Origin of the sequence: Curtobacterium sp. 18060 (assembly GCF_902706105.1) — a bacterium.
Classification (GTDB): Bacteria; Actinomycetota; Actinomycetes; order Actinomycetales; family Microbacteriaceae; genus Curtobacterium.
This window is the reverse complement of the sequence record NZ_CACSJV010000001.1, coordinates 30067-48269: the sequence shown is the minus strand read 5'-3', so window position 1 is coordinate 48269 and position 18203 is coordinate 30067. Positions and strand designations below refer to the sequence as shown.

18 protein-coding genes are annotated in these 18203 nt (G+C 71.1%); 9 read left to right on the top strand and 9 right to left on the bottom strand.

Annotation, left to right across the window (positions count from 1 at the left end):
• The first annotated feature begins 15 nt into the window (after positions 1-15).
• From GVL05_RS00230 to GVL05_RS00215, 4 genes are all read left to right on the top strand, one after another.
• Positions 16-807: a DUF3800 domain-containing protein gene (locus GVL05_RS00230; RefSeq protein ID WP_159570213.1), complete on the top strand. Its 792-nt coding sequence runs from the start codon at positions 16-18 to the stop codon at positions 805-807.
• Between the two features lie 247 nt (positions 808-1054).
• Complete coding sequence (locus GVL05_RS00225; protein ID WP_159570210.1) at positions 1055-1876, top strand: ABC transporter substrate-binding protein; 822 nt, start codon at positions 1055-1057, stop codon at positions 1874-1876.
• A 4-nt stretch (positions 1877-1880) separates the two neighbouring features.
• Positions 1881-2759, top strand: coding sequence for an amino acid ABC transporter permease (locus GVL05_RS00220; protein WP_123293349.1), 879 nt, complete (start codon positions 1881-1883; stop codon positions 2757-2759).
• Positions 2756-3532, top strand: a complete 777-nt coding sequence (locus GVL05_RS00215) for an amino acid ABC transporter ATP-binding protein (RefSeq protein WP_123936818.1) — start codon at positions 2756-2758, stop codon at positions 3530-3532. The genes GVL05_RS00220 and GVL05_RS00215 overlap by 4 nt, the downstream gene beginning before the upstream one ends.
• Positions 3533-3547: 15 nt before the next feature.
• On the opposite strand, the gene GVL05_RS00210 is transcribed toward GVL05_RS00215, so the two are convergent.
• A complete protein-coding gene (locus GVL05_RS00210; RefSeq protein ID WP_123936817.1) occupies positions 3548-4990 on the bottom strand; it encodes a DHA2 family efflux MFS transporter permease subunit in 1443 nt (480 codons plus the stop codon).
• 76 nt (positions 4991-5066) lie between these two features.
• Here GVL05_RS00210 and GVL05_RS00205 point away from each other — a divergent pair, with 76 nt between their 5' ends.
• A complete protein-coding gene (locus GVL05_RS00205) occupies positions 5067-5741 on the top strand; it encodes a TetR/AcrR family transcriptional regulator (RefSeq protein ID WP_159570207.1) in 675 nt (224 codons plus the stop codon).
• Here the strand turns inward: GVL05_RS00205 and GVL05_RS00200 are convergent.
• Entirely contained in the window at positions 5738-6703 is a 966-nt protein-coding gene (locus GVL05_RS00200; protein ID WP_159570204.1) for an NAD(P)H-quinone oxidoreductase, read from the bottom strand. The two genes, GVL05_RS00205 and GVL05_RS00200, sit on opposite strands and share 4 nt — an antisense overlap.
• A gap of 114 nt (positions 6704-6817) precedes the next feature.
• On the opposite strand from GVL05_RS00200, the gene GVL05_RS00195 reads away from it, so the two are divergent.
• Together GVL05_RS00195 and GVL05_RS00190 are read left to right on the top strand one after the other, a co-directional pair.
• Positions 6818-7228 (top strand): hypothetical protein, encoded by a 411-nt coding sequence (locus tag GVL05_RS00195; RefSeq protein ID WP_123293354.1) that lies wholly within the window; start codon positions 6818-6820, stop codon positions 7226-7228.
• The gene (locus GVL05_RS00190) at positions 7228-7710 is read left to right on the top strand and encodes a hypothetical protein (protein ID WP_159570201.1); all 483 of its coding nucleotides are present in this window, start codon (positions 7228-7230) and stop codon (positions 7708-7710) included. Before GVL05_RS00195 ends, GVL05_RS00190 begins: the two co-directional genes overlap by 1 nt.
• Positions 7711-7805: 95 nt before the next feature.
• Here GVL05_RS00190 and GVL05_RS00185 read toward each other — a convergent pair whose 3' ends face one another.
• The 4 genes from GVL05_RS00185 to GVL05_RS00170 all read right to left on the bottom strand — a co-directional run bounded on the left by GVL05_RS00185 (position 7806) and on the right by GVL05_RS00170 (position 11536).
• Complete coding sequence (locus GVL05_RS00185; protein WP_123312106.1) at positions 7806-8684, bottom strand: aldo/keto reductase; 879 nt, start codon at positions 8682-8684, stop codon at positions 7806-7808.
• A gap of 145 nt (positions 8685-8829) precedes the next feature.
• On the bottom strand, positions 8830-10077 hold the full coding sequence (locus GVL05_RS00180) for an FAD-dependent oxidoreductase (RefSeq protein WP_159570198.1): 1248 nt from the start codon (positions 10075-10077) through the stop codon (positions 8830-8832).
• Between the two features lie 108 nt (positions 10078-10185).
• Positions 10186-10653, bottom strand: a complete 468-nt coding sequence (locus GVL05_RS00175) for a DUF6264 family protein (RefSeq protein WP_159570195.1) — start codon at positions 10651-10653, stop codon at positions 10186-10188.
• Positions 10654-10663: 10 nt separating this feature from the next.
• Positions 10664-11536 (bottom strand): CoA ester lyase, encoded by an 873-nt coding sequence (locus GVL05_RS00170; RefSeq protein WP_111086303.1) that lies wholly within the window; start codon positions 11534-11536, stop codon positions 10664-10666.
• Positions 11537-11833: 297 nt separating this feature from the next.
• Here GVL05_RS00170 and GVL05_RS00165 point away from each other — a divergent pair, with 297 nt between their 5' ends.
• Both GVL05_RS00165 and GVL05_RS00160 read left to right on the top strand, forming a co-directional pair.
• Positions 11834-15571, top strand: a complete 3738-nt coding sequence (locus tag GVL05_RS00165; protein WP_235035786.1) for an AAA family ATPase — start codon at positions 11834-11836, stop codon at positions 15569-15571.
• Positions 15572-15938: 367 nt separating this feature from the next.
• The gene (locus tag GVL05_RS00160) at positions 15939-16523 is read left to right on the top strand and encodes a CDP-alcohol phosphatidyltransferase family protein (RefSeq protein ID WP_123936808.1); all 585 of its coding nucleotides are present in this window, start codon (positions 15939-15941) and stop codon (positions 16521-16523) included.
• Positions 16524-16664: 141 nt separating this feature from the next.
• On the opposite strand, the gene mscL is transcribed toward GVL05_RS00160, so the two are convergent.
• The 3 genes from mscL to GVL05_RS00145 form a co-directional block, all read right to left on the bottom strand.
• The gene (gene mscL, locus GVL05_RS00155; protein WP_133938858.1) at positions 16665-17165 is read right to left on the bottom strand and encodes a large conductance mechanosensitive channel protein MscL; all 501 of its coding nucleotides are present in this window, start codon (positions 17163-17165) and stop codon (positions 16665-16667) included.
• Positions 17166-17236: 71 nt separating this feature from the next.
• Positions 17237-17521 carry an FmdB family zinc ribbon protein gene (locus tag GVL05_RS00150; RefSeq protein WP_133938860.1) on the bottom strand — a complete coding sequence of 95 codons (285 nt, stop codon included), beginning with the start codon at positions 17519-17521 and terminating at the stop codon, positions 17237-17239.
• Between the two features lies 1 nt (position 17522).
• Positions 17523-18107, bottom strand: coding sequence for a 5-formyltetrahydrofolate cyclo-ligase (locus tag GVL05_RS00145; protein WP_123293363.1), 585 nt, complete (start codon positions 18105-18107; stop codon positions 17523-17525).
• Positions 18108-18203: the final 96 nt, after the last annotated feature.

Genomic DNA, 18203 nt, shown 5'->3' with positions numbered 1-18203 from the left:
TGGTATGTTGGTCGGATGGAATCCGGTCGCGTTCCCGCCCTCGCCCGTGCGGCGCTCGACGCTCCGTTCGAGTTCGCGTACGTGGACGAGACCGGTGACAAGGGGGATCCGGCTGTGTCCCCGGGCGCGACGCGCACCTACACGCTGGGATGCGTGCTCGTCCCTGGCGGTGACTGGACCGATCGTCTCGACTGGCTGACGGGGGTCCGTCGCGAGATCCGGGACACGTACGGCGTCCTCCTCCGCCATGAGCTCAAGGCGAACGTGCTCCTGCGCGGGCGAGGGGACCTCCGCCACCTCGGGCTCGGTGACGGCCAGCGTCGCGACGTGTTCCGCAGATCGCTCGGTGCGCTGAGCGTCGTGGCCTCCGGGGTCTTCGCCATCGTCATCGACAAGGAAGCCCGGCCGATGGACTACCGGCCCGAGGACCGGGCTTGGACCTACCTACTCCAGCGTCTCCGGATCCGGTCCGAGCAATCCGGCAAGCCGATCATCCTCGTGCACGACGCGGGCGACGACGCGACGGTCCGCGCGATCCACCGGCGCTTCCGGCGGCACAGCTTCGCACCAGGGGGTTCTCGTGTCAGCGCGCCGCTGCTCGTCGAGGATCCGGTCCCTCGTGACTCGGCGTCGTCCTACTTCGTCCAGGCGGCCGACCTGGTCGCGTACGCGGGGTTCCGGCGGTTCCAGTCGCCTGGCCCGAAGAGCGGCAGCGTCTGCGACGAGACGATGTGGGACGAGCTGCGGCCCGTCTGGCGCACCGAGGTGACGAACGCTCGGCGCGACGCCATCGTCGTCTGGCCGTGATCGCGTTCGGGAGCGTTCCGAGAACAGAAAGGGGGCGCCCCGTGCTGGGACGCCCCTTGATCTCAGACCTCAGCCGAGCATGCGCTCGGTTCAGCCCGCGTCGCCAGATTACCAGCCAGACGTCGACCCGTCGACTGGTGTGTGACACGAGACCGGGTCACGAGGAGCGCCCGGAGTCGCGTTGGTATCCCACCGCGAAGTACACTTCGACCTGCCCCCACCCCCCCCCTCGCACGAAGGCCCGACCGTGACCCGATCCCTCCGCCTCACCCTCGCCGTCGCAACAGCCGCGGTCGCCGCCCTCGCCCTGACGTCGTGCGCCGCCGGCAGCGGCAGCAACGAAGACGGCACCGTCACCGACGGCAAGCTGACGGTCGCCACCGGTGAGCCGGCGTACTCGCCGTGGATCGAGGACAACAAGCCGGAGTCCGGCAAGGGCTTCGAGTCCGCCGTCGCCTACGCGGTCGCGAAGGAGATGGGCTACAGCAAGTCCGACGTCGTGTGGAAGCGCAGCACCTTCGACAGTGCGATCGCACCGGGCCCGAAGGACTGGGATCTCAACGTCCAGCAGTTCTCGATCGACGCGAAGCGCAAGAAGGCCGTCGACATGTCGAGCGCGTACTACACGACCACGCAGGCCGTGGTGACGACCAGCACCTCGAAGGCCGTCGACGACACGAGCATCGCCGCGCTCAAGAAGGACGCCATCGGCGTCGCCACCGGGTCCACGTCGATCGCCAGCGTGAAGGGCGTGCTCGGGATCACCCCGCAGGTCTTCAACTCGAACGATGACGCCGTGCTCGCACTGAAGTCGGGCCAGATCGACGCGATCGTCACCGACCTGCCGACGGCGTTCTACATGGCCGCGGCGCAGCTCGACGACGGCACGGTGTCGGCGCAGTTCCCGTCCGACGGCAAGGGCGACCAGTTCGGTTTCGTCCTGCCGAAGGGCTCGGAGCTCACGAGCAAGGTGGACAAGGCGCTCAAGTCGCTGACGGACGACGGCACGCTCGAGGACCTGCAGACCAAGTGGCTCTCCTCGGAGACCAACACCCCGGTCCTGAAGTAACCGCATGACCGTTCCAGCAGGCGCCGGTACCCCGGTCGCCGCAGCCGCGCCGAGCCAGGTCGAGGCCGAGCGGCGGCTCTACCGCCGGCAGCGCGGACGCCGGTCGATCGTGGTGTCGGTGGTGTCGACGCTCGTGGTGATCGCGATCGCCTACTTCGGTGTCGTGAACACCCCCGGCTGGGCAGCGGTCCAGCAGTCGTTCTTCGACCCGCAGACCGCGATCGACACGTTCCCGGACATCCTGCTGGGCCTCTGGCTGAACGTCCGGATCCTGTTCTTCAGCGCCATCGGCGTCGCCGTGTTCGGCACCCTGCTCGCAGTGGTGCGGGGCCTGCGGAACCCGGTCTTCTTCCCGCTGCGGATGCTCGCGACCGGGTACACGGACCTGTTCCGCGGCCTGCCGCTCATCATCGTGCTCTACCTGGTCGGCTACGGGATCCCCGGTCTCGGGGTGTTCCCGCGGCTGCCCGCCGAGGTCTGGGGCACCATCGCGATCGTCCTGACGTACTCGTCGTACATCGCTGAGGTCCTGCGTGCCGGCATGGAGGCCGTGCACCCCTCGCAACGTCTGGCCGCGCGGTCGCTCGGGCTCTCGCACGCCAAGACGCTGCGACTCGTGGTGCTGCCGCAGGCGATCCGCAAGGTCACACCGGCACTGATGAACGACTTCGTCTCGATGCAGAAGGACGTCGGCCTGGTGTCGATCCTCGGCGCCGTCGACGCGGTCCGTTCGGCGCAGATCGCGCAGGCGGAGACCTACAACTTCACGCCGTACTTCGTCGCGGGGCTGCTGTTCGTGGTGATCAGCCTGCCGCTGATCCGCGTCACGGACGCGATCGCGCGCCGCCAGCAGCGGCGCGAGCAGATCGGAGGGACCGTATGAGTGAGGTCGGCCAGGAGGCCCGTGGTGCGTCCGGTGCGGACGCTGCGGTCCTCGAGCTGCGCGGGTTGCGCAAGGCCTTCGGCGAGCACGAGGTCCTGCGCGGCATCGACCTGACGCTGCACCGCCACGAGGTCATCTGCGTCATCGGGGCGTCCGGCTCGGGCAAGTCGACCCTGCTCAAGACGGTGAACCTGCTCGAGGGCATCGACGACGGCGAGATCCTGCTGCAGGGCACCGACATCGCCGATCCCCGCGTCGCGGTCGACGGTGTCCGTGCGCGGATCGGCGTGGTCTTCCAGCAGTTCAACCTGTTCCCGCACATGCGCGTGCTCGACAACGTGACACTCGCTTCGCGGCAGGTGCACGGCGTCGGCCGGGCCGAGGCCGAGGCGACCGCGCGTCGGCTGCTCGAACGGATCGGGCTCGCGGAGTTCGCCGATGCCTACCCGGATCGGCTCTCCGGCGGCCAGCAGCAGCGCGTGGCCATCGTCCGGGCGATCGCGTCCGACCCCGAGCTCCTGCTGCTCGACGAGGTCACGAGCGCCCTCGACCCCCAGCTCGTCGGCGAGGTGCTCGACCTGGTCACCGAGCTGAAGCGGCAGGGGTCGACGATCCTGATGACCACGCACGAGATGCACTTCGCGCGGAACGTGGCCGACCGGATCGTGTTCCTGCACCGGGGAGAGGTCGTCGAGCAGGGCGTCCCCGCCGAGGTCCTCGACGCCCCGCAGCACCCGGCGCTGGTCGAGTTCCTCTCCCGCGTCCACGCCTAGGACCAGACCGGGCGCTTACGCGACGGGAGCCGGGACGGCGGGCGTGGGGCGCGCCTCCCGAGCATCATCGGCGACCACGTCGGGGACGTGGGATCCGCGACCTGCCGGCAGGAACACGGCGACGAGTGCCGAGGCTGCGACGACGGCCGCTCCGACCAGCACGGCGGGCTGTGCCGCGTCGACGTAACCGGTGGGCGTGAGCTGGCCGCCGGCACCGGTGAACACGGCGGTGAGCACCGCGATGCCGAGTGCGACGCCGATCTCGCGCAGGGTGGAGTTCGCGCCGGAGGCCTTCGCGTGGTCGTCCTGCGGCATCCGCGCGAGCACGGCGGTCGAGATCGGCCCGAACACGGCGCCCATGCCGATGCCGGCGAGCAGGAAGCCGGGCAGGAGGCCGGTGAAGGTGACGTCGGCGGACATCGTGGCGGCGATCCAGAACAGTCCGGCGGACAGGAACGCCATGCCGCCGGCGATGAGCACCCGGGTGCCGACCCGTGGTGCGATGATCCCGGCGAGCGGCGCGACGATCATCGGTGCGAGCGTCCACGGCATCGTCCAGACGCCGGCCTCGAGCGGTGACCGGCCCTGCACCACCTGCAGGAACTGGATCAGGATGAAGACCGACCCGAACGCGCCGAACGAGAAGGTCATGGCGACGAGGTTGGCGAGGGTGAAGCTGCGGTCGCGGAAGAACCGGAGCGGCAGGAGCGGTGCGGCCGTCGTGGCCTGGCGGACGACGAACGCGACGAGCAGTGCACCGCCACCGATGAGGCCGACCAGCACCTCGGTGCTCGTCCAGCCCGCGTCGTTGCCGCGGACGATGCCGAACACGACGCCGAGCACCCCGAGACCCGCGAACACGACGCCGAGGACGTCGGTCCGGACCCGGGCGCCACGGGTGTTCGGCAGGGCGAACAGGGCGAGCGGGATCGCGATCACGCCGACGGGGACGTTGAGCCAGAAGATCGCCTCCCAGCTCCAGCTCTCGACGACGGCTCCGCCGATGAGCGGGCCGAGCGCGACGCCGAGGCCGGAGATGCCGCCCCAGACGCCGATGCCCACGGTCCGCAGGCGGTCCGGGACGCTGCCGACGAGCAGGGTCAGCGACAGGGGCATGATCGCCGCGGCGCCGGCCCCCTCGACCGCGCGCCAGACGATGAGGGCGGTCGGGTCGGTGCTCATCGCGGCGAAGGCCGATGAGACGGTGAAGACGCCGATGCCGGCGATGAACAGGTGGCGGCGGCCGATGCGGTCGCCGAGGCCGACGGCCAGCAGCATCAGGGCGGCGAAGGCGAGCGTGTAGGCGTTGGTGATCCACTGCAGCTCCTCGACCGAGGCGCCGAGGTCGGCGTGCACGGCGGGGAGTGCGCTGGTGACGACGAGGTTGTCGAGCGTCGCCATGAACATCGGGAGGGACGCGGCGGCGATCGCGAGCCACACGGGGATGCGTCGGGACATGGTGTCTCCAGTCGTTGGTAATCCGATGATTACTTGTCTCGACGGACTGTAGTAATCGACTGATAACCTGTCAACCATGAGCGCGGAGACAGCGGTCCGGATGCCGGCAGCGCAGCGTCGCGCGATGATCCTCGAAGCCGCACGCGGGGTGTTCGGCCGCCAGGGCTACCACGGCACCACCACCGACCAGATCGCCTCGGCGGCGGGCATCAGCCAGCCGTACGTCGTCCGGATGTTCGGGTCGAAGGAAGCGCTGTTCCTCGAGGTCTTCCGCGACACGCTCGGCATCCTGCTCGACGCCTGGCGCGAGACCCTGACGACCCTCGGCCCGGACGACGTGCCCGCGCACGTCATCGGTGAGCAGTTCGTCGACCTCGCTGCCGAGCAGGGCCTGCACACCGTGCTGCTGCAGGGGTTCGTCTCCGGTGCCGAGCCCGCGATCGGTGCGGCCGCACGCGACGGCTTCCTCGAGATCTACCGGTTCCTGCGGGACGAGGCGGGGATCCCGGACGACCAGGTGCAGGGCTTCCTCGGCAGCGGGATGATCTTCGCGATCATGCTCGCGATCGACATGCCCGCACGGTTCGACGAGGACCGCGACGCGGCGGACCTGCTCCGTGCGACGTTCGGCGCGAAGTGCGGGCAGGTACTCGACCTGGTGCGGCCGAGCGCGGCAGACCCGAGCGCGGCAGACCCGGGCGCAGCGCACCCGGGCGCAGGGCACCCGGGCGCAGCCCGCCCACGCGCCTAGAGCGTCAGCAGCAGCTTCCCGACGACCTCGCCGCCGCGGACCTTCCGGTGCGCCTCTTCGACCTCGGCGAGCGGCAGGACGGTGTCGATCACCGGGCGGACGCTGCCGTCGGCGACGAGGGGCCAGACGTGCTCACGGACGGCGGCGACGATCGCGGCCTTCTCGGCGAGCGGCCGGGCGCGCAGGGTCGTCCCGCTGATCGACGCCCGCTTCCGCATCAGCGCGCCGAGGTCGAGCTCGGCGGTGCTGCCGCTGCCCGAGGCGATGACGGCGATGTGCCCGTTGGGTGCGAGGGCCTGCAGGTTCCGCGCCAGGTACGACGGGCCGACGACGTCGAGCACCACGTCGACCCCGACGCCGTCCGTGAACGCCAGGACGCGCTCCACGAAGTCCTCGGTGCGGTGGTCGACCACCAGATCGGCACCCAGGTCACGCGACGCCTGGACCTTGCGGTCGCCACCGCTCGTCGCGATCACCGTGGCACCGAGGGCCTTCGCCCACAGGACGGCGTGCGAGCCCATGCCGCCGGTGCCACCGTGCACGAGCAGCGTCTGCCCGGGGCGGAGTCCGGCGAGCATGCCGATGTTCGAGTACACGGTGCAGGCGGCCTCGGGCAGGCCGGCGGCCTCGACCAGGTCGACCGTGTCGGGGACCGGCAGCACTTGCGTCGCGGGAGCCACGACGAGCGAGGCGTAGCCGCCGCCGGACAGCAGGGCGCACACGCGGTCGCCGACGGCCACCGAGGTCACCCCGTCGCCGAGAGCCCGGACGGTGCCGGAGACCTCGAGCCCGAGGATCTCCGAGGCTCCGGGCGGCGGCGGGTAGTTCCCCGCGCGCTGCTGCAGGTCGGCGTTGTTCACCCCGGCGGCGGCGACCTCGATGAGCACCTCGCCCGCGGCGGGCACCGGGTCGGGCAGATCGGTCACGGACATGGTGGTGTCGTCGAACGTGATGGCGCGCATGCCCTCGACGGTACGCCGGGCGGCCGGTCATCCTGTGAGTGCCCCATGTACGCTCGATGACGGATCTGCACCTCATCCGGGGGAGTGCGGACCGATCGAGGGGGACTCTCCACCATGCCGAAGAACAAGCTCATCGCGCTCGCCACCGCCGGCCTCGCGCTCACCCTGCTCGCCGGTTGCTCGACCGGGCCGTCGAAGGCCGACCAGTGCACCCAGTTCGAGAAGACGGTCAAGTCCGCCGCCGAGGGCGTGCAGTCCGAAGCCGCGAACCTCCAGTCCGACCCGGACGCCGCCGTCACGAAGCTCAAGGAGCTCGACGAGAAGATCTCCGACGGCGTCGACGACCTGTCCGACGACGCCCTGCAGGACAAGGGCGAGGCCTTCGAGGACGCCTACGGCGACCTCGTCGACCAGATCGAGGACATCGCGAAGGACCCGCAGTCGGCCGACGTCTCGGCGCTCACGAAGTCCAGCACCAAGGTGCAGGACGCCGGCAACGCCTTCCAGAAGGAGTGCAACTCCTGATGCGCCGCACCCTCACCGCGGTGACCACGGCGCTCGTCGCCGCGGCGCTGCTGGCGGGCTGCTCCGGCGGCTCGTCCAGCGACGGCGGCTCGTCCGACGACGGCGCCTCGACGGAGACGTCGAAGACGTCCGCCCCGTCGAAGACGTCGGCCGCCGCCGCGCAGACCAAGACCGAGGCGTGCGCCCTGGTCGAGAACGAGCTCAAGTCGTTCATCGCCGAGCAGACGTCGTCCTCGGCACCGGCGGACCCCGCTGCGCGGGCGAAGCTCGTCGGCGAGTTCACCGACCGTCTCGACGCGGCACTGCCGAAGGTCACCAACGACGACGTCCACGACGCCTTCGAGGACTTCACCGAGGACGCGAAGGAGTACGCCTCGGCGCTCACCTCCAGCGGCTCGAGCGAGTCCGCCGAGGCGAAGGACGCCCAGACCGACGTGCAGTCCTCGCTCAACGAGGTCTCGGCGGTCTGCCCGAGCAACTAGTCGCCACACCCGGCCCCGACACCACGACGCCCCGCAGCTCCGACCGGAACTGCGGGGCGTCGTCACGCGTCGTGGAGCGGCAGGACGAAGGCGACTCAGACGGCCGCCGGCTGCGACGCGTCCAGACGGGCGACGTCCTCCGGCCGCAGCTTCACGGTCGGTGCGGTCAGCGAGTTGAGGATCGACTGCGGCCGCGACGCCCCGGGGATCGGGACGACCACGTCGCTCTTCTGCAGCTCCCACGCGAGCGCGATGACCTGCGGGGTCACGCCACGGTCGCGTGCGATGTACGCGAAGTCCTCGTAGGCGGTGCCGAGGTCGGCGGCGTTCGCGATGCCACCGAGCGGGCTCCACGGCAGGAACGCGATCCCGAGCTCGTCGCAGAGCTCGAGTTCCGGCTCGCTCGACCGGAACTTCGGCGAGAACTGGTTCTGCACCGAGGCGAGTCGTCCGTCGAGGACCTCGTTCGCCGTCCGGATCTGGTCGGGGTCTGCGTTCGAGATGCCGGCCATCCGGATGACGCCCTCGTCGAGCAGCTCGCCGAGCGCGCCGACCGACTCGGCGTAGGGCACCGCGGGGTCCGGACGGTGGAACTGGTACAGGCCGATCGCCTCGACGCCGAGGCGCTTCGCCGACGCTTTCGCCGCCTGCTTCAGGTACTCCGGGTGGCCGTTCTGCGCCCAGGCGCCGGCCTCCGGTCGCAGGTGTCCGCCCTTCGTGGCGATGAGGATCGACTCGGTGTCGCCGTGGAACTCGCGGACCGCCCGGGCGATGAGCTCCTCGTTGTGCCCCACCTCGTCGTGGGCGGCCAGGTGGTACGCGTCCGCGGTGTCGATGAGCGTGACACCGTTCTCGAGCGCGGCGTGGATGGTCGCGATGGACTGTCGTTCGTCGGGGCGCCCTTCGATCGACATGGGCATCCCGCCCAGACCGATGGCGCTGACCGACACGTCTCCGATGACTCGTTGCTTCATGGCCCCAGCATGCGCCGGGGGTGCGCGGTCGCGCACAGGGTGCGTCGCGCAGTGGTGGTGACCACCCGCCGACCGGGAGGCCCGTGGCAGCCCCGCCCCGCGCCTCCCGTCCGCCGTCCGGTCCCGTCCACCGCGCCCGCTCCGTTCAGCGCCGCGCCCAGCTCGGCGCGTGCTCCGGAAGCGGCCCGAACGCGATGCCCCGGGCGTAGAGACCCCGCGACGGTGGCACGTACCGGGCGAGCAGCACGGGCAGCAGCGGTGGCCCGTCCTGCAGCCGTCCGGCGAAGGCCCGCTCGAACACGACGCGGTGCAGTACTGCCTGCGCCGACTGGACGATGACTGCCGGCGGCCTCCGACGACGCTGCACCGCGGCCAGCGCACCGTCCAACCCCGCACCTCGGAGCCCACGCTGCAACGACGGCACCAGGATCGCCGCCGTCGCCACGGCGTCCTGCACCGCGAGGTTGATCCCCACCCCACCCGCGGGCGACATCGCGTGCGCCGCGTCGCCGATGCACAGCAGCCCCGGCCGCCACCACCGCCGCAACCGGTCCATCCGGACGTCGAGCACGTGCACGTCGTCCATCGACCCGATCGTGTCGACCCGGTCGGCGAAGTCCGGACGGAGCCGGGCCACCCGCTCCCGGAAGGCAGCGACGCCCTGAACCCGCAGCGCGGCGTCCGAGTCCTTCGGGGCGAAGTACGCGACCTGGTGGTAGTCGGGCCGCGGGAAGCTCAGCAGCACGTCCTTCCCCGAGAACGCGGGGGTCAGGGCGCTCGCCGCGTCGCCCGACCGCCGGGGGAGCCGGAACCACCAGGTGTCGAACGGCACCGGGAACGCCCGCGGCACGAGCCCCGCTGCCCGGCGCAGGACCGAGTTCCGTCCGTCGCACGCGATCACGACGTCGGCGCGGAGCTCCTCGGGTTCGCCGCTGCCGTCGCGCGTGCGGAGGTGGACCCCGGTGACCACGCCGTTCTCCTCGATGAGCCCGGTCGCCGCGCGGCCCATCGCGATGTCGAACGACGGTTCCTGCCGGGCAGCGGTCACGAGCAGGTCGAGCAGGTCCCACTGCGGCACCATCGCCACGTGGTCGTACGGGGGGTCGAGCCGTGAGAAGTCGCCGAGCAGCAGTCGTGACCCGTCGGGCATCGGCAGGGAGAAGTCGTCGAGCCGTGACTGCGGCAGGGCTCGGAAGCGCTCGCCGAGGCCGAGCTCGTCGAGCAGCCGGATCGTCGAGGCGTGCACGGTGTCGCCCCGGAAGTCCCGGTTGAAGTCGTCGTGCTGCTCGACGACGCGCACGGCGATGCCGGCCCGGGCGAGCAGCAGCCCGAGGACGACCCCGGCGGGGCCGCCACCGACCACCGCGACCGTCGTCCGCGACACCGTCACCATGCTGTGGACGCTACGCCCCGTCGGACCCGCGCACTGTGCGCACGCACGACGCGACAGGACACGAGGTGATCACCTCGTGTCCTGTCGGAGAAGTGGTGCGCGACGGCGCTAGGCGCTCGCGGACACCGAGGACGACGCGGTCTCGTCGTCGGCGGCGTTCGCGAAGACGACCCCGCCCCACGTGATGACGGCGATCGCGAGCACGAAGCCGACCGCGGCGATCCACCACGACGACTTCCGACGGATCCACGCGCCGATCGCGAGCACGATCGTGGCGACGCCGATCACGAACGCGCCGCCGACCGCGATGGCCGTGCCGCCGATGTACCCGCCGGGCGAGCACCCGGCCGAGGCATCGCAGGTCGCGGTCGCCGAGATGACCGCGATGATGCCGACGACGGCGGTGACGATGGTCATCACGGCGCCGAAGGCCAGCAGCAGCACGGTGGAGATCCGGTCGGCGAGCTTCGCCGGCGGGAACAACGTGGTGCCGCTGCGCTCCCAGGCCGCGCGCTGCGGGTCCTGGGGGTCGGGCGAGGACTGCGGCGGACCGCCGGGGACGTTGGACCAGGTCATGGGAGCAGTCCTACCGCGCTTCCACGCCGAACGCCTGTGCGAGCCGCTGGATCTTCTGCGCCCGACCCAGGCGGGGCAGGTCGGAACCGTCGCGGATGACCTTGCCGCGGGCCTCGAAGTCGTCGAGGAAGTCCTGCGCCCAGGCGACGTCGGTCGGCGTGGGGGAGATGACCTCGTTGATGACGGGCAACTGCTCGGTGTCCAGGCAGAGCTTGCCGGTGAGGCCGAGCGACACCGCGACCTGCGACTGCTCCCGCAGGATCGGGTGCGACGACCCCACCGTCGGGCCGTCGATCGGGCCGGGCAGGTCGCCGACGCGCGAGGCGACGACGAGCTTCGATCGCGGGTACGCCATCGCGAGGGTGTCGGCGCTCGTGCCGGTGTCGCGGCGGTAGTCGCCGGAGCCGAACGCCAGTCGGAACGCGCCCTGGGCCCGCGCGATCGAGACGGACTCCTCGATGCCGAGCGCCGACTCGACCAGGGCGATCACCGGGGTCTGGCCGCCGAGCCGGTGCCACGTGTCGGTGACCTGGGCCGGGGACTCGGTCTTCGCGAGCATCACGCCCTGCAGTCCGGGCAGGCCGCGGAGTTCTTCGACGTCGTCGGCCCAGAAGTCGGTCGTGACGTCGTTGATCCGGACCCAGGCCTCGCCGCCTCCGGCCAGCCACGCGGCGACGCCCTGCCGTGCCGAGGGCTTGGCGGCGGGGTCGACGGCGTCCTCGATGTCCAGGATGATCTGGTCGGCGCGGGACCGCTGGGACTTCTCGAACCGGTCGGTCGCGGTGCCGGAGACGAGCAGCCACGAGCGGGAGATCTCGGCGGGGACCGATCGACGCCGGTTCGGCGTGGGGGCGGACGGGGTGGTGCGGTCGTCGATGGCCATGCCCCGTTGGTACCACATCGGACGCGTTGCACCGCAGATCCGACGCGTCACACCGCAGATCTGACGTGCGGTGCGTCCGTCGGAAACCCCGAAACCTCGGTTCATTGCCAGAGAGGGCGCTCGTTCCCGCCTACAGTGTCGGATGTGTGGCGAGCGGACAGGGCGACCGACGGTGAGGACGACGTGAACGACGACGTCCCCGTCGAGGGTGCCCACGAGCGCCCGGATGACGAGCGAGACGACCGCGGTCAGCGAGACCACCGCGACGAGCGAGACGACCGAGACGAGCAGCAGGACGTGGACGAGGACCGGACCGACGACGAACCGGACCGCACGCTCCGCCCGGAACTGCAGCTGACCAGCCCGCAGGCGATCAGCCTCGGCGACCCCCGGCTGCAGGCGGGCAACGCGGCCGAACCGACGTGGGACGGCTGGCGCGGCCAGCTGACCGGCGTCGGTGGCACGAGCCCGCTCACCCACTTCAGCGACCACCCCCGCGCGCGCATCGAGCTGTCGACGACGCACCCGGGCGGACTCGCCCAGTTCATCACCGGCAAGACCACCCTGCTGTCCAGCCTGATCCGCGACGAGGTGGCGCTCCGTGCGGCCCGCGTCGCCGCCGGCCAGGTCGAGGCGAAGGGCACCGAGCTCGCCACCGTGCGCGGGATCGACGCCGTGAAGCTCGGCATCGGCATGGCCGACTGGAAGCACGGCGACGAGCAGTTCCGCGGCCCGGTGCTCCTGCGCCCGCTGGCGATCCGCCGCCACGGCCGCGACTTCGAGGTCCGGCTGCTCGGCGAACCGGTGCTCAACCCGGGTCTCGCCGACGCCCTGCACGAGCAGTTCGGCGTCATCCTCGACGCGCAGTCCTTCGTGGCGCTCGCGCAGCAGGACGGCTCGTTCACCCCGAACCCCGTCATCGACCGCCTGCGTGGCCTGACCGCGCACATCCCCGGCTTCTCCGTGCACGCCCGGCTCGTGGTCTCCACGTTCGCCGAGGTCGCGACCGGTCTGGTCGAGGACACCGGCGACCTGTCCCACCCCGTGCTCGACGCCCTGGCCGGCAACCCGAGCGCCAAGTGGCAGGTCGAGCAGTCGTACCACCCGGTCGAGCAGACCCCGTCGGACGAGCGCAGCCCGGAGACCGACACGCTGCTGCTCGACGCCGACGACGAGCAGGAGAACGTGATCGCGCAGATCGCGGCCGGCAACTCCATCGTCGTCAAGACCCTGCCCGGAACCGGTGGCACCCAGACGATCGTGAACGCCCTGGGCGGCCTGGTCGCCGCGAACAAGCGCGTCCTCGTGGTGAGCCCGCGCCGTGCGACCCTGCGGGGCATCGCGGCGCGCTTCGGCGAGGTCCAGCTGCCCGGCGTCGCGGTCACGCCGTCGACCCTGCGCCGTGACGTCGTCCGTGCCATCGCCCGGAACGAGAAGGCGGCCCGTCCGAACCTGCGCGAGGTCGACGACGCCCTGGTCCGGCTCCGCAAGGTCCTGAAGGACTACCGCGGTTCGCTCACGCGCAAGGACGCCGACTTCGGCGTCTCGGTGCTCGACTGCCTGGTCGAGCTCTCGCGCCTGTCGCTCCTGCCGGTCCCGCCGTCGACGACCGCGCGGCTGTCGAAGCAGTCCGTGGCGTCCATGGTCGAGGGGCGCTCGCGCGTCGCCGAGACGATGGTCAGCGCGGCCAACCTCGGCGAGTTCCGCTACGGCCCCGACGACTCGCCCTGGTACGGCGCGAAGTTCTCCACCAGCGACGGTGCCCAGCGCGCCCACCGCATCGCGAAGGACCTCGACTCCGACGGGCTGCCGACGCTGCTCCGCCGGGCGCACGACCTGGTGAGCTCGACGCACATGCGCCAGTTCACGACGATCAACGAGCTCGGCATCTACCTGCGCCTGCTCACCGAGATCCGTGACACCCTCGACCGCTTCCTGCCGGTGGTCTTCGACCGCTCGGTGTCCGAGCTCGTCGCCGCCACCGCCCCGCGTGGCGAGGGCGCTCCGATGTCGTCGACGAACCGTCGTCGCCTGAAGAAGCTCGCTCGTGAGTACGTCCGCCCCGGCGTGCACGTCTCCGACCTGCACGAGGCCCTGACCCGGGTGCAGCAGCAGCGCGTGCTGTGGCAGCGCTACGTCGCGGCCGGCGTGAACCCCGAGGTGCCCACGGGCATCGCGGACGTGCAGGTGCTGTTCTCGAACGTCGCCGAGGACCTCGCGCGGCTCGACGAGCCGCTCGGCCGGTCCGAGCGCGACCGGCAGCTCGCGAACACCCCGGTCGACCAGCTCGTCCCCACCATCGCCGAGCTCGCGGCCGAGTCCGACGTCCTGCACAACCTGCAGGAGCGCACCGAGCTCATGCAGACCCTGCGCGACCTGCAGCTCGAGCCGCTCATCACCGACCTGGCGAACCGGCACGTGCCGGACCTGCAGGTGCCGGCCGAGCTCGAGCTCGCCTGGTGGCAGTCCGCCCTCGAGACCATGCTCGAGTCCGACCGGGCACTGCTCGGCGCGAACACCGACATGCTCGACCGGGTCGAGGCCGACTTCCGCCTCGTCGACGACGCCCACGCGGCCGGCGTCTCCCAGGGCCTGGCGTGGCAGCTCGCCGAGAACTGGAAGGTCGGACTCGTCGACTGGCCGGAAGAGGCCACGGCGCTGAAGACCCAGCTGCGCGAGGGTGCGATCACCTCGCGGCTGCTCCAGGACTCCGCACCGCACCTGTCCCGGTCGATCGCGCCCGTGTGGCTCGCGAGCCCGTACGAGGTGTCGCAGATCGCCGACACGATGCCGTTCGACACCGTGATCCTGGTCGACGCCGGCGCCGTGACCATCGCCGAGACCGTCGGAGCCGTCCGTCGTGCGCGCCAGACCGTCGTCTTCGGTGACCCGGTCACGCAGACGCCGTCGCCGTTCCGCATCGCCGTCGACCCCGAGCACCGTGCGCTGCAGGTCGACGAGGGCACCCTCGACGCCTTCCACGCCGACTCCGCACTGGCGAAGCTCTCCACACTGCTGCCGACCCTGTCGCTCTCGCGGTCGTACCGCGCCGGCGGCGAGGACCTGGCGGAACTCGTGAACCGTCGCTTCTACGGCGGCAAGATCGAGTCGCTGCCGTGGGCCGGCTCGTTCCTCGGGCACGGCTCGATCGCGCTCGACTACGTCAGCGACGGCAAGGCCGTGCCCGACCCCGAGTCCGGCGCCGTCGAGAGCGTCGACGCCGAGGTGGACCGCGTCGTCCGCCTCGTCATCGACCACGCCCGCACCCGCCCGTCCGAGTCGCTCATGGTCATCACCGCCTCGGCGAAGCACGCCGTGCGCGTCGAGCAGGCCGTACTGACCGCGGCGCAGGGCCACAAGGACTTGACCGAGTTCGTCATCGGCGATCGGGCTGAGCCGTTCATCGTGGCGACGCTCGAGCAGTCGGTCGCGCAGAGCCGCGACCGCGTCGTGTTCTCCATCGGCTACGGCCGCACCCCGCACGGCCGCGTCCTGCGTGACTTCGGTCCGCTCGGCAAGCCCGGCGGCGAGCGGCTGCTCGCGGTCGCGATGACCCGTGCGCGCCGCTCGATGGTGATCGTGACGTGCTTCCAGCCGTCCGACATCGAGGCCGAGCGCATGGGCCACGGCACCGTCGCCCTCGCCGAGATCCTGGCCGAGGTGCGTGCGCGCACCACCGCCGAGTACGTGCCGGACGACTCCGACCCGCTGCTCGTCGACCTGGCCCGCCGACTCGAGATGCGCGGCATCCCGGTCGCGCTCGGACACCGCGGCAAGCTCGGCCTGGTGGCCGCGCACGGCGGGGTCTGCGTCACGATCGAGACCGACGCGTCGCTGGTCAGGGGATCGCTGCGCGAGTCACTCCGCCTCCGCCCCGAGGTCCTGCGCCGACTCGGCTGGCACTACGTCCGCGTGCACGCGTTCCAGCTGTTCTCCGACCCGGACCGCGTCGCGAACACGGTCGCCGCCGTGCTCGGTGTCGACCGTGGCGCCACGCAGGAGATCTCGATCCCGCCGATCCCCGCCCGCCGATGAACACGCAGGATCTCGATCCCCGCGTGCCCGCCATCGGCCCCGCACGCCGATGACCGACCGGCCGAGTCGGCGGGCCTCCCGGCCCGCCGGTCCGGTGACGCCGGAGACGGACCAGCTGGTGGGCACGTGGACGCGAGCCGACGACGCGTCGTCAGCCGCGCCTCCCGTCCGGTCAGCGTCTCCGGAACGCGACACGGACGACCTGTCGGGAGGCCCGGTGCGGCGCCGCAGACGCGTCACCACCCAGCCGGTGCCGGGCTCGGACCCCAGCCCCGCGCCGGAGCCGGCGCGGCACGGATCCGGCGAGAACGATGTCCGTCTCCGGGCGGACGTCCCGCCCCACTGGTAGCAGGTAGCCTGGCCTGCGATGACTGACACCGTGCGGGAGCGCCCCGACTGGCAGACCTGGCCGAACCTGATCTCGCTGTTCCGGCTGCTGCTGATCCCGGTCTTCGTGTGGCTCGTCGTCGCCGGACACCCGGGCTGGGCGTTGGTCGCACTCGTCGTCATCGGCGTGAGCGACTGGGCGGACGGCTTCATCGCGCGCAAGTTCGACCAGGGCTCGAAGCTCGGCAAGGCGATCGACCCCGTCGCCGACCGACTCGCCATCATCGCGATCGTGCTGTCGCTCGTGCTGACCGGCCTGCTGCCGTGGTGGGTCGTCGCCGTCGTCGTGCTCGTCGACCTGGTGCTCGTGGTGCTGTCCAGCGTGCTGTTCCACGGCAACCCGGACCTCGACGTCACGTGGACCGGCAAGATCCGCTCCGCGCTGCTCTTCGTGGGCCTGCCGGTGCTGCTGTTCTCGGCCGTGCACGCCGTCGACGAGAACGCGCCGTGGGTGCGGGTCGTCGCACTGGTCTTCGTCTACCTCGGCACCGTGGGCCACGTCCTGGCGGGTATCCAGTACGCGACGGCGATGTTCGCCAAGCGGCGAGCGGTCACGGCCGCCTGACGCGCCCCCTGCCGCAGCGTGACGCCGGCTGCGGCCGGTAGCGCACGATCGCGCCCCCGAACGGGCATCGCGCCCCGAAGAGTCGGGGCGCGATGGCCGTGGAGGGGCGCGATCGCGGCGCTTTCGGCGGGGACGACCCTGCTAGAGCTTCGTCGAGCCGCCGATGCCGGGTCCCTCGGGAGCGGTGTTCGGGGCGATGTGCGCGCCGGTTCCCGTGCTCGTGGAGACGCCGTTCTGGGAGCGGAGCAGGTCGCGGATCTCGAGCAGCACCTCGACGTCCGTCGGGGGCACGTCCTGCGGGGTCTGCTCCTCGTCGTTCTTGACGCGCTCGAACGCCACCTTCTTCAGGTGGTTCACGGGCACGACGAGCGCGAAGTACACGACCGCGGCGACGATGACGAAGTTGAGCACCGCGCCGATGATCGCGCCGAACAGGATCTTCGCGTCCCCGCCGGAGACCGTCGGGATGTGGACGACGAGCGCCTTGTCGAGGCTCGACGCGTTGAAGACCGCGCCGATCAGGGGGTTTATGAGGCTGGTGACGATCGCGGTGACGATCGCGGTGAACGCAGCACCGATGACGACTGCGACGGCCAGGTCGATGACGTTGCCGCGGAGCAGGAACTCCTTGAAGCCCTTCACGGGACTCCTTCCGGTCGAGGACAGTCGCCGGACGGCGACCCCATCAACCTATCGGCGAGGAGTGCTCGTGGTCAGGAGGCGCTGGGCTTCGGCGTGCTCGGCTTCGACTCGGTCTTCGCCGGGGCGGACTTCGTCTCTGACTTGGCCGGCGTGCTCGACGAGCTCTCGGACTTCGGCGCCGGGCGGGAGTCGGTGCGGTAGAAGCCGCCGCCGTTGAACGTCACGCCGACGGGGGAGAACACCTTGCGCAGGACACCGCCGCACACCGGGCACTCGGTCAGGGTGGCGTCGGAGAACGACTGCTTGATGTCGAACGCGTTGTCGCACTCGGTGCAACGGTACGAGTAAGTGGGCACGTCAGCTCCGGAACGTGATGATGCGCGACGGCGTGATGATGCCGTCCACGGGTTCGTCGTGGGGTTCGCGCGGGACCTCGTCGAGGTACTCCGCGTCGAAGATCACAGCATAGACGGGCGGGCGCTTCGCCATGGACCCGAGGGTCTTGTCGTAGTAGCCGCGACCCCATCCCATCCGGACGCCGTCGTGCCCGACCGCAGCCGCGGGGGCGAGGATCGCGTCGACGTCGTTGATGGCGATCGGGGACAGGACCTCGCCGACGACCTCGGGCATGCCGAAGATCCCCTCGGTCTCGCTCTCACCGTCGCCGACGGCCCAGTCGAGCAGGCCGTCCTCGCGGGTGACCGGCAGGAGCACCCGGATGTCGTGCGCGAACGCCCAGTTCAGGAACGGCCGGACGTTCGGCTCGTCCGACGCCGACAGGTAGAGCGCCAGCGAGGTGACCTGGCGCTCCTCGGCGAAGCGCTGCAGGGTCGCGGTGAGCGCCGCACTGTCCGCGTCGCGTTCCGTCGTGGTCCGGGTGCGCCGCCGCTGCCGGAGTTCGGCTCGCAGGGCGCGCTTCTCGTTCCCGAGATCAGCGATCATGCGCAGGAGTCTACCGAGCGCATCCGTTGCGGCTTCCCGCCGGGAAACGCGCTGATGCCGTGTCCCCAGTAGCGATGACATGCCCCGGAAACCCGG